Origin of the sequence: Rathayibacter sp. PhB1 (assembly GCF_004362935.1) — a bacterium.
Lineage (GTDB): Bacteria > Actinomycetota > Actinomycetes > Actinomycetales > Microbacteriaceae > Rathayibacter > Rathayibacter festucae.
In genome coordinates this window covers 321,602-337,902 of record NZ_SNYD01000005.1, presented here as the reverse complement: position 1 = coordinate 337,902, position 16,301 = coordinate 321,602, and the positions used below count along the sequence as shown (strand labels likewise).

Sequence of the window (16,301 nt, the reverse complement as noted above, 5' to 3'; positions counted from 1 at the left end):
GGTGGGTTCGGGGAGCCGGTCGGCGTCAGCGCACGAGCCAGCCGCCGTCGACGGGGAGGATCGTCCCCGTGACGTAGGCGGCGGCGTCCGACGCGAGGAACACGAAGGCTCCCTGCAGGTCGGCGGGCGTGCCCCAGCGGCCGGCCGGGATGCGCGCGACGATCGACGCCTCGCGGGCCTCGTCGGCGCGGATCGCGGCGGTGTTGTCGGTGGCGAGGTATCCGGGGGCGATCGCGTTGACGGTCACTCCGGAGGCGGCCCACTCGTTGGCGAACGCCTTGGTCAGCCCCGCGACCGCGTGCTTCGACGCGGTGTAGCCGGGCACGGTGATCCCGCCCTGGAAGGACAGCATCGAGGCGACGGTGATGATCCGCCCCGAGCCCTGCGCGATCATCCGCCGGCCGGCCGCCTGAGTGAGGTGGAAGACCGAGTCGAGGTTCACCTTGAGCACCTCGTCCCAGTCGGCGGCGCTGTGCTCGGCCGCGGGGGTGCGCTTGATCGTGCCGGCGTTGTTGACCAGCACGTCGATCCGGCCGAGCTCGGCGACGACCTCGTCGATCGCGGAGTGCAGCTCCTCGGACGTCGCGGTCGCGAAGTCGCGGCGGATCAGGTGCGCCCGACGGCCCAGCCCGCGGATCAGCGCGGCGGTCTCGCTCGCGTCGCCCCGGTCGATCAGCGCGATGTCGGCGCCGGCCCCGGCGAGCGCCAGCGCGGCGCCGCGGCCGATGCCCCGGCTGGTCCCGGTGACGGCGGCGACCCGGCCGTCGAGCCGGAAGGCGTCGAGGGTGAAGGCGGCGGGGGTCATGGTCGTCCCTTTCGGAAGGTCGTGGTGAGGGAGCCGATCCCGTCGACGCGGATCGTCACCGCGTCGCCGTCGGCCAGCGGGCGGTGCGCCGCGAGCGCCTCCGGCAGCTTCTGCGGGCTGCCCGTCGCGATCACGTCGCCCGGCTCGAGGGTCATCCCCTCGCTGAGGTGGTGGACGAGCGCCGCCATGCTGAAGACCAGGTCGGCGGTGCTCTGCGAGACGGTGACGACACCGTCGCGGACCACCTCGACGCGGAGGTCGCCGGTGTCCGCGATCTCGTCGGGCGTCACGAGCCACGGGCCGAGCGGAGCGAAGCCGTCGGAGCACTTGCCGAGCGTCCACTGGCTGGAGCGGCCCTGCCAGCTGCGCTCGGAGACGTCGTTGATCACGGTGTAGCCGGCGATGTGCGAGGCCGCCTCGTCGAGCGGGATGTCCCGCCCGCCGCGGCCGATCACGAGCGCGATCTCGCCCTCGTAGTCGACGTCGGTCGCCGTCAGCGGCAGCGTCACCGGGTCGCCCGGGGCGCCGAGCGTGTTCGGCGTCTTGACGAACACGTCGGGCGTCGTCGGCACCGGCCGGTCCTCACCGCCGGCGGGCACGTGCCCGCGGTAGTTGTAGCCGATGCAGAGGATCTTCCCCGGCACGACGGGCGGCAGCAGGCGGAGGGAGTCGAGCGGGACGGTCGAGGTGCCCACCGCCCGGGCCGCGGTCAGCAGCGCGCGGTCGGCGAGCAGCTCCGTGACGGTCGCGGTGCCCAGGTCGAGCACGCGGTCGCCGTCGCCGTCGAGCACGACCCCTGTCCGAGCGCCCTCGGCGCTCTCGAATCGGACGAGTCTCACCAGTAGGGCCGCCATTCCGGTCGCGAGACGCGCATCAGCGCCTCCAGGTAGAAGTAGTCGCCCCAGAGCGTGCCCTCGTCGACGCCCACGTTCTTCGGCAGGTCGTAGACGCTGTGCAGCAGGACGGTGTCGGCGGCCTCGGGACTCTCGGGAGCGCACTCCCGGATCAGCGCCGCGAGGATCCGGTGCGCGGCGTCGCGCCAGCGCTCGGCGCACTCGGCGTCGGTCTCGACCAGGGCCAGCTCGAGCAGCCCGCAGACCGCGATCGCCGCCGCCGAGCTGTCCCGGGGCGCGTCGCTGCCCTCGGTGTAGACGAGGTCCCAGTAGGGCACGAGGTCGCCCGGCAGGTGCGCGAGGAAGTACTCGGCGCAGGCCCGCGACGCCTCGAGCAGCGCGTCGTCGCCGAGCACGCGGAAGCCCATCGCGAAGCCGTAGACGCCCCAGGCCTGGCCGCGCGCCCAGCAGGAGTCGTCGAACGCGCCCTGCTCGGTGCCGCCGCGCAGCGGCTCGCCGGTCTCGGCGTCCCAGTAGAAGGTGTGGAAGGTCGACGAGTCGGGGCGGAGGATGTTCACCCGCAGCGCCTCGATGTGGCGCGCGACGGCCTCGGCGTAGCGCGGGTCGCCGGTCTGCTCGCCGGCCCAGGTCAGCAGCGGCATGTTCATCAGCGAGTCGATGATCGTGCGGCCGCGCTGCTTCGGGTCGCGGAGGTCGCCCCAGGCCTGGACGATGCCGGCCGTCGGCAGGAACCGCGTCATCAGGTGCTCGGCGGCCTCGAGCGCAGCGGTGCGGCCGAGCTCGTCGCCGAGGAGCCGGAAGGGCGCGACGCAGGAGAGCGTGTAGAGGAAGCCGAGGTCGTGGGTCTCCAGGTCCTCGCCCTCCCGCACGCGGCGGGCGAAGTCGTGAAGGTGGCCGCGGGCGGCGTCGAGGAAGACGTCCTCGCCGGTCGCCTCCCAGGCGATCCACTGCATCCCCGGCCAGAAGCTCGTCGTCCAGCCGCGGTTGGCGCCGGCGGCGAAGCCCTGCGCCGCGGGGCGGATCGGGTAGCGGCCGTCCGTGGTCGTGTCGTCGGGGTAGGCGGAGCCGAAGGCCCCGATCATCCGGCGGACGACCTCGAGGGCGTCCGCCACGGCCTGCTCGGTGGTCGTCCTCCCCGTGGTGGGTGGAGTGGTCGTCATGGGGAGAGTCCTTCGTGGGAGGTCAGGCCGCGACCGGCTGGTCGGCGGCGAGCGCGGGGCGGAGGGTGAACCGGGCGTTCGCCCAGACCAGGTAGAGGGCGGGAGCGGCCGAGACGCCGAGGGCGAGCGCGGGCGAGGCGGTGAAGAGGTACGCCTGGAACGCGAGCACCAGCAGCGAGACGACGGACAGGTGCCAGCGGCGGGCGGCGAGGAACACCGCCGCCTTGACGGCCTGGCGGAGCGTCGATCCGCCCGCCTCGGCGAGGGCGACGAGCGCCACCGGGACGCAGCCGACCACGAGCAGGGCGATGACCGCGAGGAACGGGATGACGACCACGCCGATCTGCGTCGGCGCGAGGAACCGCACGTCGACGAGCACCAGCACGACGACCGCGGTGGCGGCGGCCAGCAGCCGTACGGGCCGGCGCCAGCTCGCCCGCCACGCCCGCCAGAACGTCCGCACGACCGCGGTCTCGCCGCGCGAGTGCGCCGCGAAGACCGCGGCGGCGCCCATCAGGGCCGGCGCGCAGAGCGGCAGGGCCGCCGCGAGCAGCGGCCAGGAGAGCACCGGATCCGTCGTCACCAGCAGCAGCACGAGCGGCAGGCAGGCGACCAGGAGCAGCACGTTCGTCACCAGGATCAGGTAGGCGACGCCGAAGAGCGAGGCGTAGAGGCCGTTCGGGATGCGGCGCACGATCAGCCCTTCAGTCCGCTGGTCGCGATGCCCTCGACGAAGTACTTCTGACCGAGGAGGAAGATCACGGCGATCGGGACCACCGAGATGACGAGCCCCGCGAACAGCAGCGCGTAGTTGGCGTCGTAGAGGGTGCTGACGAAGCTCTGCAGGCCCAGCTGGATCGTCCACAGGTCCGGGTTCCGCAGGTAGATCAGCGGCCCGAGGTAGTCGTTCCAGGTGGCGACGAAGGTCAGCAGCGTGAGGCTCGCGATCGCGGGGATCGACAGCGGCACCATGATCCGCGCCCAGATGCCGTACTCGCTCAGGCCGTCGATCCGCGCGGCCTCGGAGAGCTCCTCGGGGATCGTCTCGTAGAACTGCTTCATCAGGAACACGCCGAAGGCGCCGAAGGCCTGGATCAGGATGATCGCCCAGAGGGTGTTCGAGACCTTGAGGTTCGACAGCAGGATGAACTGCGGGATCATGTACGACTGCCACGGCACCGCGATCGTGCCGATGTAGACCAGGAACAGCACGTCGCGGCCGGGGAAGCGCATCCGCGAGAAGCCGTAGGCGGCGAACGAGCCGGTGACCACCTGCAGGATCGTGACGACGACCGCGAGCAGCAGCGTGTTCCGGATCCAGGTGAGCATGCCCGACTGGGTCCAGATCTCGACGTAGTTGCTCCAGACCCAGGTCTCCGGGAACCACTTCACCGGCACCGAGAAGACCTCGTTCGGCGTCTTCACCGAGCTCGTGATCATCCAGAAGAACGGCAGCAGCAGCGCCGCCGCGGCGATGATCATCACGGCGTAGCCGAGGAGGCGGCCGGCCTTGCGCGCCGGGGAGCGGCCGGCCTCCGTGCGGCGCGGCGGCAGCGGCTCGTTCACGCCGACGACGGTGGGAGCGCCGTCGGGGATGAGAAGTCCGGTCATCGGGACTCGCTCCTTCGGTTGAGGAAGAACTGGGCCAGCGTCACGAGGATGCAGAGCAGGAAGAGCACGACCGAGACCGCCGACGCGTAGCCGAACTGGTTCTCCTGGAAGCCCTTCTGGTAGATGAACTGCGAGAGCACGAGGGTCGCCTGACCCGGGCCGCCCTGCGTCATCACGAGGATCAGGTCGAAGATCTTGAACGAGTTGATGGTGAGCATCACCGTCACGAAGAAGGTGGTCGGCCGCAGGCACGGGATCGTCACGTTGACGAAGCGCTGCCAGACCGAGGCGCCGTCGACGCGGGCCGCCTCGTGCAGCTCGCGCGGCACGGTCTGCAGCCCGGCGAGGAACAGGATCATGTAGTAGCCCATGTCCCGCCAGGTGCTGATGATGACGACCGCGGGCATCGCCCACTCGGACGAGGTCAGCCAGCCGGGCGGGTCGGAGATGCCGATCAGGCCGAGCAGCTGGTTGATCGGGCCGTACTCCGGGCTGAAGAGCAGGTTCCAGACCACGGCGATCGCGACGATCGAGGTGATGTAGGGGAAGAACGCGGCCGTGCGGAAGAACGCGACGCCGCGGAGCTTGTTGTTGAGCAGCAGCGCGAGCCCGAGCGAGACGACGAGCGTCAGCGGAATGTGCAGCGCCGCGTAGTAGAGCGTGTTCAGCAGCGCGATGCGGAAGCTCGCGTCGCCGATCAGGCGCTGGAAGTTCGCGATGCCGACCCAGTTGGCCTGGCCGAAGACGTTCCAGTCGGTCATCGACATGTAGAAGAGGGTGATCACCGGCACGAGCGTGAGCGCGGCGAAGCCCAGGAAGTTCGGGAGGATGAAGGTCCAGCCGATCAGCATGTTCCGGACGGCGTACGCGGAGCGTCGTCGTCGGGGCGGCAGGGGCGACGGCGTCGGCGGAGTCGACGGGCCGGCATCCGCGGCGGCGAGGGTCGTCATGAGACCTCCAGGGTCCGAGGGGGGAAGAAGAGGGGGCGGTGGCCGGCCCGTGCGGGGCCGGCCACCGCGGGGAGTCAGTTCGTGCCGACTTCGTTCTTCACGCGGTCCTCGGCGCTCTTCACGGCGTCGTCGAGGCTCGTCGAGCCCGACATGACGGCGGTGTGCAGGTCGAGGAGCACGTTCTGGACGGCGGCCGTCTTGGCCGAGGTCGGGTTCTCCGGCTTGGTGTCGTGCGTGGACCAGGCGAACTTCGAGACCTCGTCGGTCGGCGCGCTGTCGACCGCGAAGTAGGCCTCGGCGACCGCGTCGCTGGTCAGGGCGGGGGTGATGCCGAGGGAGGCGACGACCTCCGCGCCCTCCTCGCTCGACGCGAACTCGAGGAACTCCTTGGCCGCGGCCTGCTTGCCCGAGTCGATGCCGGCGTTGATGCCGAAGCCGGTCGGGTCGCCGAAGGTCACCGGGGTCTGGTCCATGCCGGTCGTCGACTCGTCGAACTGCGGGATCGGGGCGAAGCCCCAGTCGAAGGTGTCCGAGTCGCCGGAGGCCTGCTGGGCGATCAGCGACGCGACGAACCAGGTGCCCATCGGCATCATCGCGGCGTTCTGCTTGCCGAACTCGGCCTGGTAGGTGAGCTTGTTCGCGACGACGGTGTTGTACTCCGCCTGCGCGCCCGCGTCCTGGAGCGCGAGGGCGCGCTCGTAGTAGGGCTCGAGGTAGCCGTAGTCGGCGTCGAGGATGTCGATGTCCGGGGTCTGCGCGCTCGCGAAGCCCTGCACCGTCGACTGCCAGCTGTGCTCGTAGGTGCCGACGGCGCTGCTGCCGGCCGCGGCGAGCGCGGTGGTCAGCTGCTCGGCGGTGGCCTCGTAGTCGTCCCAGGTCCAGGAGCCGTCGGGGTAGGCGACACCGGCCTGGTCGAAGAGGGCCTTGTTGTAGAAGAGGACCCAGGAGTCCTGGCGGTAGGGCGCCGCCCACTGCTTGTCGTCGACCTGGTAGGCCTCCACGCCGCCGAGGTCGTCGGGCAGCTCGATGTCCGAGACGTCGAGGAGCTGGCCGCCGGCCTGGTAGGTGACGACGTTCTTGACGTTCTTCTGCGTGACGATGTCCGGACCGCTGCCGGCCGCGAGGTCCGCGGTCATCAGGGTGTCGTAGTTGGTCGCGTCGTACTCCTTGACCTCGATCGTGACGTCGGGGTCCTTCTCGTGGAACGCGTCGGCGAGCGCCTGGAACTCCGGCGTCGTGCTCAGGCTCCAGCCGGAGAGGCTGAGCGTGATCGGGCCGTCGGCCGCGGGGGCGTCACCGCCACCGCCGCCCGAGCAGGCGGTGAGGGACAGGGCGGCGACCAGGGCCACTCCGGCTGCGGCGAATCTTCTCTTCATGCGTGCTGCTCCTTTGCATCTGCGTCCGGGACTCCACCTCGGGTCCTCGGGTACCGGAGCTGCCGAGCGGCGCGTCCGGAATCTAGGAGTCGGTGCTCGGTGACGAGGCCGTCGGGCCAGGTCGCCGTCACGGACAGGGCGTCGCCGTCGGGGGCGACATCGACGGCGGCGACGTCGACGGAGGCGGGGCCCGCGGAGGGGGCCTCCGCTCCGGTGGTTCGGTCGGCGGTGAGGCCGACCAGCGCGACGACGAGGGCGCCGACCTCCGCCGGGAGGGTGAGCGTCGGCACGCCGACCGCGGGGCCGAGCGGGCTCGCGCCGTCGCGGGCGACGACCTCGGGGACGGCGCCGGGGGTGAGGGAGGTCAGGGTGCTGGTGAGGGTGCCGTTCGAGGCGGTGGCCGTCGCGGCGCTCGTGGCCGCGGCGATCTCGGCGCCGGCGATCGGCCAGCCGCCGATCCGCAGGCCGATCTCCTCCGGCCGCACGCCCTCGGCGAGCTCGTCGATCCGGACGAGGCGCAGCTCCCACGGACCGCGGACCAGCGAGTGCACGCTGATCCGGCCGGCGACGCGGACGGCGCCGCGCAGTCCCTCGCCGTGGCGGTGGCTGCTGCGCTCCGGAGTGATCCAGTGCGCGTCCCAGCTCGAGCCGGCCACGCCGACCCGGCCGTCCGCGTCCAGGCGGACCTCGGTCAGCGTCATGCCGGTGCGGTGGGTCGCGTCGCCGTCGGCGTCGACCAGCGCGACGCTCTGCTCGAGCGCCTCCGCCCAGCCGCGCTCGTCGAGCAGCGGCGCGGTGGCGGTGGAGTAGCCCAGGCGGGCGTAGAGCGGGGAGTCGCCGGTCGTCGCACCGGGCAGCGCCTTGTCGGTGCCGTGGTTGACGACGCGGACGATGCCGTCGGCCTGCGTGCCGGAGACGATCCAGCCGGGCGAGACGATCGCGCGGAGGTCGTCGCCCTGCTCGATCGGGAGCAGGTCGGCCGGGAGCGGCTCGGAGGCCGCGGACCAGACCGGGTGCTCGGCCGGGAGCAGGATGCCGAGCATGCCCTTGACCGCCCAGTACGGCGAGCCGGGGCCGGAGTAGGACTGCGCGAGCTCGCGCCACGGGTCGTGCCAGCCCATCGAGAGCAGGCCGTCCTCGCCGGGGGCGCCGTTCTCGGCGAAGTGCCCGACGATCGCGCTCGCGGCGCGGCGGAGCCGGCCCGGGGAGTGCGAGGGCACCTCGGCGATCACGCCGGCCCAGAACGGCGCGGCGGCGGCGAAGCGGTAGATCAGGCTGCGGCCCTGCAGCAGCGGCGAGCCGTCGCCGCCGACCAGCGCCAGCGCGTCGGAGAGATAGCGGTCGAGCCGGGCGACGTCGGCGGCGGCGCGCGGGGCGGCCAGCTCGGCCGCGCCGGACATCCGCGCCCAGAGCACCGGGTACACGTGCAGGGCCCAGCCGACGTAGTGGTCGTAGGCGCGCTCCGCGCCGTCGGCGAGCCAGCCGTCCTCGCGGACGAAGGAGTCGTGCCGGGCGAGGTCCGCGGCGACGTCCTGCGCGGACCACGGGCCGCCGACCGAGCGGAGGAAGGTCTCGACGACCAGGCGGAACCAGACCCAGTTGGTCTGCGGGTAGCTGTCGTCGCCGACGACGGGGGCGAGGTAGTCGACGACGCGCTGCTGGGTCCGCGTGTCGAGGCGGTCCCAGATCCAGGGCCGCGTGAGGTCGAGCACCAGCGCGATCGACGCCGCCTCGACCTTGGCCTGCGCGTGCTCGTCGATCCGCACCCAGCGGTCCTCCGCGTCGGGGTCGACGCCGGTCTCGACGCCGCGGCGGTAGAAGTCGATCAGCTCGTCGACGCCCTCGCCGCGCGCTCCGGCGATGCGGAAGCCGGCGAGGAGGAAGGTGCGGGCGAAGCCCTCGAGGCCGTCGACCGCGCGGCCGTAGCCGCCCTCGGCGCCGGGGAGGGTGATCCGGCCGTGGCTGGCGCTGGCGTAGGGGGCCACCGCGGTGAGGAGCGCGTCCGCGACGGCGAGCCAGTGCTCGCGCGTCCAGTCGGCGCGGAGGTTCCCCTCGTTCACGGCGGTTCTCCTTTGAATCGTGATGTCCGCGCTCTCTCCCACGCTGACGTGAGCGGCACTGAACAGAACAGGACTATACATACGGAAATCGATCACCTCAAGGATTTGGTTGAAGCAAAATGATTGATTATGATCAGTTACATGCCCCAGCACCCCGCCCCGGCATCGTCGCCGGGCGTGATCGAGTCCTTCCGCGGCCCGCTCGCCGCCGCGTTCTCGCCCGACCGTCCGCTCTCGGCGCGCGGCGTGCTCCTCTCTCCCGAGCAGTCGCTGCCGGTGCCGACCGCCGCCGACCGGGAGGCCTGGGCCGCGGCCGATGCTCCGACCCTGGCCGCGGTCGCCGAGCGAGCCGCCGCCGATCTGCTCGCGCCGTGGCCGCAGCCGCTCGCGAGCCAGGCCGTGCGCGTGCACCGCGACGGGAACCGGGACGCCTGGGAGCAGCGCGCGTTCGAGCGGCAGCGGCGCCTGAGCCGCGCGGTGCTGCTGGCCGCGAGCGCCGGCGGCGGCGCGGGCGACAGCTCCGACTCCTGGCTCGACGAGGTCGCCGACGGCGTGCAGCTGCTCTGCGAGCAGAGCTCCTGGTGCTGGCCGGCCCACGACGACGCGCTGCGCCGGCACGGCTCGGTGCTCGCCGACGTCGCCGACCCCTTCCTCGACCTCGGCGCCGGCGAGGTCGCCGGCCAGCTCGCCTGGCTCGACCACGTCCTCGGCGAGCGCCTCGACGACCGCTATCCGGGGCTGCGCCGCAGGATCCGCCGCGAGACCCGCGAGCGCGTGCTCGCCCCGTTCCTCGCCCGCGACGACTGGCACTGGCTGGGCCTGGACGGCGACGTGCACAACTGGAACCCCTGGATCACCGGCAACGTGCTGGTCGCCGCGCTGCGCCTGCTCGACGCGCCGGGCGAGGCGGACGAGCGCGCCGCCGTCGTCACCCGCGCCGTCGCCGCCCTGGACCGCTACGTCGCCGTGCTCCCCGAGGACGGCGCGATCGACGAGGGCTACGCCTACTGGTGGAACGGCGCCTGCCGCGCCCTCGAGGCGCTCGACGTCCTCGCGCACGCGACCGGCGGCGCCTGGGACGCCTCGGCCGTACCCGCCCTGCGCGCGACCATCGCCTTCCCGCACCGCTCGCACCTCGGCGGCGACTGGTACGTCGCGCACGCCGACGGCCAGGCGCTGCAGTCGCGCGACCAGCCCTGGCACGCGGTGCACCGGGCCGGCCGCCGGGTCGGCGACACCGCCGCGATGGCGCACGCCGCCGCGCAGCGCTCCCCCGCCGAGCCCGCCGCCTCCGAGAAGGAGGGACTCGGCCGCCTGCTGCGCGGGGCGACCGACCCGCTCTGGACCACGGCCCCCGCGGCGCCCCCGCCCCTCCCCCGCGAGGTCTGGCTCGACTCCGTCCAGGTGCTCCTCGCCCGCACGACCGAGGGCTCGGCCGAGGGTCTGACCCTCGTCGCCAAGGGCGGCCACAACGCCGAGCACCACAACCACAACGACGTCGGCGCGTTCCAGGTGGCGAGCGACGGCGTGCCCGTCGTCGTCGACGCCGGCCGCCCCACCTACACCGCCGCCACCTTCGGCCCGGAGCGCTACGGCATCTGGACGATGCGGAGCGAGTGGCACAACCTGCCCGTCGTCCGCGGGCTCGGGCAGCCGCCCGGGCGGGAGGCGGCCGCGGCGGACGTCTCGGTCGCGCTGAGCGACGCGTCCGCCGCGTTCTCCGCGGAGCTCGCCGCCGCCTACCCCGGGACGGGCCTGCGCTCCTGGCGCCGCACCGTCTCCCTCGACCGCCCGTCCGCAAGGGTCCTGCTCGAGGACCGCTGGGACCTCGCCCCGTGGGACGATCAGGACGATGAGCCCGGCACCGCGATCCGACTGCTCCTCGCGGGAGACGTCGTGACCGAGCGCGGAGCAGCCCGCGTCCGCCCGCTCGGTGGCGCGCGGCCGCTCCGGATCGCCTGGGACCCGGCCTGCGAGCACCGCACCGTCGTCCGTGAGCTGGACGATCCGATGCTCACGAGCGTCTGGGGCGAGCGGCTCACGCTGCTGGAGATCGACGCCACCGCGCGCAGGGAGCTGCGGATCGCGATAGACCTGGACCCACCGATCGGAGAGCAACGATGAGCGACCAGACCCAGTCCCCACCCCTCGCCGCCGAGCGACGGGCGCACATCCTCGCGGCCCTGGGCGTCGACGGCGCCGTCCGCATCTCGCAGCTCACCGAGGCGCTCGGCGTGGCCACGGTCACGCTCCGCCGCGACCTCGTGCAGATGGAGCGCGAGGGCCTGCTCAGCCGCGTGCACGGCGGCGCGGTCGTGCTCTCCGGGTCGGCCGGCCACACGGCGCCCGCCCCGGAGCCGGAGGAGGTCAAGCTCGGCTCGATCGCCGTCCTGGTCCCCTCGCTCAACTACTACTGGCCCGGCGTGCTGCACGCGATGGAGGCGACCGGCCGCAGCCTCGGCTACGACGTCGTCCTGCGCGGTGCCTCCTACGAGCTGCAGGACGAGCGCCCGGTGCTCGAGCGCCTGCTGCGCTCCGGCGACGTGCGCGGGCTGATCGTCGCCCCCAACACCGACACGGAGCACTCCGGCGACGTCCTCCGCTGGCTCGCCGACTGCGGCGTCCCGTCCGTCCTGGTCGAGCGCGACGCCGTGCTCGAGCCCGAGGGCACGCCCGCCGAGTCGGTCACCACCGACCACGCGCTCGGCGCCGTGCTCGCCGCCCGCCACCTCGCCGAGCTCGGGCACCGCAAGGTCGGCCTGATCCTGTCGCGGAACTCGCCCACCTCGCGCAAGATCGCCGCGGGCTGGCTCTCCGCCTGCGAGGCGCTCGGCCTCACCCCCGCCGACCACTTCGAGGAGACCCTGCCCGACCGCGGCAGCGCCGACTTCTCCGAGGTGGTCAACGCGGCCCTGGAGACGGCCCTCGAGACCGGCGTCACCGCGCTGCTCGTGCACTCCGACCCCGAGGCGATGGCCTTCGTCGACCTCGCGCTCAACCGCGGCATCTCGGTGCCCGGCGACCTCTCGGTGATCGCCTACGACGACGAGGTCGCCCAGCTGTTCACCCCCGCGCTGACCGCCGTGAGCCCGCCGCGCGCCGGCGTCGGCGAGGCCGCCGTGCGCCTGCTCGTGCAGCGGATCGAGGACCCGGAGCGGCCCGTGCACCGCGTGCAGCTCAACCCGAGCCTGATCGTCCGGGCGTCCACGGCGGCTCCCGGCCGACCGGCGGACGGGCAGCCGGACGGCGCGCGGTGATCGACCGCCACGAGCACTCGCCGTGGTCGTTCTGGACCGAGGCCGCGCCGGAGCAGCGGTCCCGCCAGCTCGAGCTGCAGCGCGAGCTGCTCGCCGCGCACCCCGGCTGGAGCCTCGGCACCGACTGCTTCGTCGCGGAGTCGGCCGCGGTCGACCCCGAGCGCCTCGTGCTGGGCGACCGCTCCTACCTCGCGGCGGGCGCGTACCTGACGGGCGACGTCGAGATCGGCGCCGACTGCTCGCTCAACCCCTACACGGTGGTGCGCGGAAGCGTCGTCCTCGGCTCGGCCGTGCGGGTCGGCGCGCACACGTCGATCCTCGGCTTCAACCACTCGATGGAGCCCGGCACCGAGGTGTTCCGCCAGCCGCTGAGCTCGCGCGGCATCCGCATCGGCGACGACGTCTGGATCGGCTCGCACGTGGTCGTGCTCGACGGCGTGACGGTGGGCGACCACGCGGTGCTCGCCGCCGGCGCGGTCGTGACGAAGGACGTGGCGGCCGGTGCGGTCGTCGGCGGCAACCCCGCGCGGCGGCTGCGCTGGCGGGTGCCGCCCGTCGCCGCGGAGGTCTCGGACGCCGCGCGGCTGGCGGACCGCGCGCGCGAGGAGATCGAGGGGATCCTGCGCGGGGCGCTCGTCGACGACGGGCCGGCAGCTCAGGACGGACCGGCTCTTCACCACGGACCTGCACTCCACGACGGGCCCGCCTTCCACGACGGACGCGCACTCCACGACGGGCCCGCCTTCCGCGACCGGCCGGGCGCCGCCCCGACCGACCGCGCGCTCGGCGACGCGGTCGAGCTCGCCGACCTCCTGCTCGGCACGCCTCCTCCCGGCGTCGATCCCGCGGCCTTGATCGCCCGGCTGCGCGGACTGCCGGTCCCGGGGATGGACGTGTGGACCGATCCGGAGGCCGCGTACCGCGTGCTGAGCGCGGGCTACGCGCTCGACCTGCTCGGCTCGGAGTTCGCCGAGCCGCTGACCGCCGTGACCGAGGAGACCCCCGAGGGCCTCGTCGCGCGGCTCGACGGACTGCGCTGGCGCGACGACCCGTGGAACGCCGGCCACCACGTCGACGCCCTCGGCACCGCCCTGCACTGGACGCGCCGCCGCGGTGACGCGGTTCCGACCGGCCTCGAGGAGGCGCTCTACGGCTGGCTGCTCACCCGCGCCGATCCCCGCAGCGGCATGTGGGGCGAGGCGTCGGCCGACCGCGGACTGCTCCTGCTCGTGAACGGCTCGTACCGCGCGACCCGCGGCACCTTCGTGCAGGACGGCCGCCCGCTCCCCTACCCCGACGCCGTCCGCGACACCGTCCTCCGCCACGCCCGCGACGATCGCTGGTTCCGGCCCGAGCGCGTCGACGCCTGCGCCGCCCTCGACCTCGTCCACCCGCTCTGGCTCACCCGCGGCAGCACCTACCGCGCCGCCGAGGTGGAACCGCTGGCGAGGACCCTGCTCGCGGACGTCCTCGGCCGGTGGCGCCCCGGCCGCGGCTTCGCCTTCCGCCTGCACGCCGCCGACGCCGGCCTCCAGGGCACCGAGATGTGGCTCGCCGTCCTCTGGTACCTCGCCGATCTCCTCGGCGCCTCCGACGCCCTCGGCTACCGCCCCCGCGGCGTCCACCGCCCGGAGCCGGCCCCGCCCCGCCCCATGCTGATCGAGTAGCCCGCGCAGCGGGCGTATCGAGATCCACCCTCCCCAGCACGCCGGGTCTCGATACGCCGCCTCCGGCGGCTACTCGACCAGCAGGTGTCGGCCCGCGAGTGGACTCGAATCGGGGCCCGACACAGAACCAGACCCCGATACGCGTCCCCTCGCGTGCCTCACCGCCTCCGACTGGACGCTCACCGGGGCCTGCTCGGGGTGCGAGGCCCCTCACGGGTCCGTTCGAGGACTCATGCTGATCGCACAGCCCGCGGAGCGGACCCCATCCATGCTGATCGAGTAGCCCGCGCAGCGGGCGTATCGAGATCGACCAGCGCCAGAAGACGAGTCTGCAGACCGCCCTGCTGACGACGGCGGGTCTCGATACGCCCCTGCGGGGCTACTCGACCAGCATGAGGCGGCGCAGCCGCGTCCTCTCCCTCACCACCGAGACGCGAAGCGGCTTCACCGCTCGAGACGCGGCCGGAGGCGCCTACTCGACCACCATGCGGGGCCCGCTACTCGGCCGGCAGCAGCTCCGCCACCAGCGCCTGCACGCGGGCGCGGATGTCGTCGCGGATCGGGCGGACCTCCTCGAGGGGGCGGCCCTTGGGGTCGGCGAGGTCCCAGTCCTCGTAGCGCTTGCCGGGGAAGACCGGGCAGACGTCGCCGCAGCCCATCGTGATCACGACATCGGACGCCTGCACCTGCTCGGTCGTCATCAGCTGCGGTACGGCCTGCGAGATGTCGATGCCCTCCTCCGCCATCGCCGCGACCGCGACAGGGTTGATGCTCTCGCCCGGCTCGGAGCCGCCGGAGCGCACCTGCACGGCACCGCCCGAGAGCTCGCGCAGATAGCCGGCGGCCATCTGCGAGCGGCCGGCGTTGTGGATGCAGACGAAGAGGACGGTGGGGGCGGTCATCCCGGGCTCCTGAGGGTGAGGGGCTGCCCGCGTCGATCGACACCGGCGCGACCGAATCTACCGACAGCGCCCATCGCCTCCGCGTTCACGAGGGTTTCGGCGGTGCAGCCGGCGAGCGACCGCGGGCTCCGCCTCCTCGCCCCCGCAGAGCCCACGGTTCAGGAAGGCAGATCCGGGGCCGGGTAGGCGTCCCAGCCGCCGTCGCCGGCGTCGTCGCTGGCCTCGGCGGCGAGTCTGCGACGGATGTAGGCGCCGAGATAGGGAAGAGAGAACTGCACGTGTCCGCGACCCGCGGCATGGACGTAGCCGCTGTCGATGAGGCGCTTCTTGTAGACCTGGACGTACGCGTCGGAGACGTCCATGCGCTTCGCGATGTCGGCGATCTTCGTGCGGTCGTCGTCCTCGGCCATCGCGTCGAGGAACTTCTGGTCGACGTCGGAGAGGTCGCCGTAGACGCGGCTGATGACTCGACTCTCGACCGCCTTGATGGCCCTGTCGTGCGCGACGGTGGCGTCGGCGAGGCTGATCGTGGGTGCAGTGGAGCGGTTCCGCCAGGCGTAGTCGCCGGCCAGCTGCACCAGGTACGGATAGCCCTGCGAGAGGGAGACGAGCACGGCGAGCGCCTCCTCGTCGATCCTCCGTCCGCCGAGGCCAGCGGTCTCCGTGAAGACTCGGCTGGTCTCCGGCGCGGACAGCCGCTCGAATTCGACCTCCCGAGAACGCCGGAGGAAGGTGGTGTGCTCCTCGGCGAGGAGTGCGTCGAGGCCGACCTTCACCCCGGCGAAGACGACCATGATCTGCGCACCGTCCTGAAGCGCGTGCGAGACCTGCAGCGCGAATCGGCTCAGCTCCCGCAGGCGGACCTTGCCGGAGGAGACCTCGTCGATGGTGATGAGGATGCCGCCCTCCCCGCCCAGCGCGGAGGACAGAGCGACGAGGTCGTACCGCAGCTGCGGTTTCACGCTGCGGTGCCGTTCGACGTACTCGATCTCGGCGCTGAACTCCCACAGCCCGAGCGAGGTCAGTCGCGCGCGGCTGCCCGGGGTCATGTCGTTGATCAGGGCGGGGATCGTGGAGTCCATCACCCGGTCGAGGAGACCGGCACTGGCGTCCTCGCTGATTACCAGCCACCCGGCGGCGCGAGCGTCGTCCTGAAGGGTGGTCAGGAAGGAGGTCTTGCCGGCGCCGCGCAGCCCGGAGACCAGGACGGAGTGGTTCTCGCCGAAGTCCAGGGTGTCGAAGACGGCTCGGAGCTCCGTGAGCGCTTCCCCGTGGCCGCCGAAGACGGCAGGCTTCTTCCCGTAGCCCGGGGTGAACGGGCTGGGCGCTGTCTCCGCCATCGCGATCTCCGAATCTTATTTATTTTATTCTATTCGGCCTCGGCCTCGACCGTGAGCGTGAGGTGCTGGCGCAGCAGTCCGCGCAGACCAGCAGAGGGCGGAGACGAAGCCTGCTCACGATGCGAGGCCTCTCACGATGCCGATCGAGCGGGCCGTTCATGCTGATCGAGCAGCCCGCGCAGCGGGCCGTTCATGCTGATCGAGCAGCCCGCGCAGCGGGCGTATCGAGATCCACCACCGTCAGAACGCGAGTCTGCAGACCCGCCCTGCTGACGACGGCGGGTCTCGATACGCCCCTGGCGGGGCTACTCGACCAGCA

The 16,301-nt window shown here is 72.8% G+C and carries 13 protein-coding genes; 3 read left to right on the top strand and 10 right to left on the bottom strand.

Features of this window, described 5'->3' with window-relative positions:
* Positions 1-25 precede the first annotated feature (25 nt).
* From kduD to EDF17_RS20490, 8 genes are all read right to left on the bottom strand, one after another.
* Positions 26-805 (bottom strand): 2-dehydro-3-deoxy-D-gluconate 5-dehydrogenase KduD, encoded by a 780-nt coding sequence (gene kduD, locus EDF17_RS14645; RefSeq protein WP_123447348.1) that lies wholly within the window; start codon positions 803-805, stop codon positions 26-28.
* Positions 802-1,644, bottom strand: coding sequence for a fumarylacetoacetate hydrolase family protein (locus EDF17_RS14640; protein ID WP_243732908.1), 843 nt, complete (start codon positions 1,642-1,644; stop codon positions 802-804). Before EDF17_RS14640 ends, kduD begins: the two co-directional genes overlap by 4 nt.
* Positions 1,641-2,819 carry a glycoside hydrolase family 88 protein gene (locus EDF17_RS14635; protein ID WP_123447346.1) on the bottom strand — a complete coding sequence of 393 codons (1,179 nt, stop codon included), beginning with the start codon at positions 2,817-2,819 and terminating at the stop codon, positions 1,641-1,643. Before EDF17_RS14635 ends, EDF17_RS14640 begins: the two co-directional genes overlap by 4 nt.
* 22 nt (positions 2,820-2,841) lie before the next feature.
* Complete coding sequence (locus EDF17_RS14630; protein ID WP_123447345.1) at positions 2,842-3,513, bottom strand: ferredoxin-NADPH reductase; 672 nt, start codon at positions 3,511-3,513, stop codon at positions 2,842-2,844.
* Between the two features lie 2 nt (positions 3,514-3,515).
* Positions 3,516-4,430: a carbohydrate ABC transporter permease gene (locus EDF17_RS14625; RefSeq protein ID WP_123447344.1), complete on the bottom strand. Its 915-nt coding sequence runs from the start codon at positions 4,428-4,430 to the stop codon at positions 3,516-3,518.
* Complete coding sequence (locus EDF17_RS14620) at positions 4,427-5,380, bottom strand: sugar ABC transporter permease (RefSeq protein WP_123447343.1); 954 nt, start codon at positions 5,378-5,380, stop codon at positions 4,427-4,429. The genes EDF17_RS14625 and EDF17_RS14620 overlap by 4 nt, the downstream gene beginning before the upstream one ends.
* 74 nt (positions 5,381-5,454) lie before the next feature.
* Entirely contained in the window at positions 5,455-6,756 is a 1,302-nt protein-coding gene (locus tag EDF17_RS14615) for an extracellular solute-binding protein (protein WP_123447342.1), read from the bottom strand.
* A complete protein-coding gene (locus EDF17_RS20490) occupies positions 6,753-8,816 on the bottom strand; it encodes a DUF2264 domain-containing protein (RefSeq protein ID WP_260321663.1) in 2,064 nt (687 codons plus the stop codon). Before EDF17_RS20490 ends, EDF17_RS14615 begins: the two co-directional genes overlap by 4 nt.
* A gap of 141 nt (positions 8,817-8,957) precedes the next feature.
* On the opposite strand from EDF17_RS20490, the gene EDF17_RS14605 reads away from it, so the two are divergent.
* The 3 genes from EDF17_RS14605 to EDF17_RS20485 are packed head-to-tail and all read left to right on the top strand — an operon-like array spanning position 8,958 to position 13,740.
* Positions 8,958-10,940, top strand: coding sequence for a heparinase II/III family protein (locus tag EDF17_RS14605; RefSeq protein WP_123447340.1), 1,983 nt, complete (start codon positions 8,958-8,960; stop codon positions 10,938-10,940).
* Entirely contained in the window at positions 10,937-12,073 is a 1,137-nt protein-coding gene (locus EDF17_RS14600) for a substrate-binding domain-containing protein (RefSeq protein ID WP_123447339.1), read from the top strand. Before EDF17_RS14605 ends, EDF17_RS14600 begins: the two co-directional genes overlap by 4 nt.
* Positions 12,070-13,740, top strand: coding sequence for an acyltransferase (locus EDF17_RS20485; protein WP_123447338.1), 1,671 nt, complete (start codon positions 12,070-12,072; stop codon positions 13,738-13,740). Before EDF17_RS14600 ends, EDF17_RS20485 begins: the two co-directional genes overlap by 4 nt.
* Positions 13,741-14,237: 497 nt before the next feature.
* Here the strand turns inward: EDF17_RS20485 and EDF17_RS14590 are convergent, their stop codons facing one another.
* Together EDF17_RS14590 and EDF17_RS14585 are read right to left on the bottom strand one after the other, a co-directional pair.
* Complete coding sequence (locus EDF17_RS14590; RefSeq protein ID WP_123447337.1) at positions 14,238-14,642, bottom strand: arsenate reductase ArsC; 405 nt, start codon at positions 14,640-14,642, stop codon at positions 14,238-14,240.
* A 158-nt stretch (positions 14,643-14,800) separates the two neighbouring features.
* On the bottom strand, positions 14,801-15,982 hold the full coding sequence (locus EDF17_RS14585) for an ATP-binding protein (RefSeq protein WP_123447336.1): 1,182 nt from the start codon (positions 15,980-15,982) through the stop codon (positions 14,801-14,803).
* Positions 15,983-16,301: the final 319 nt, after the last annotated feature.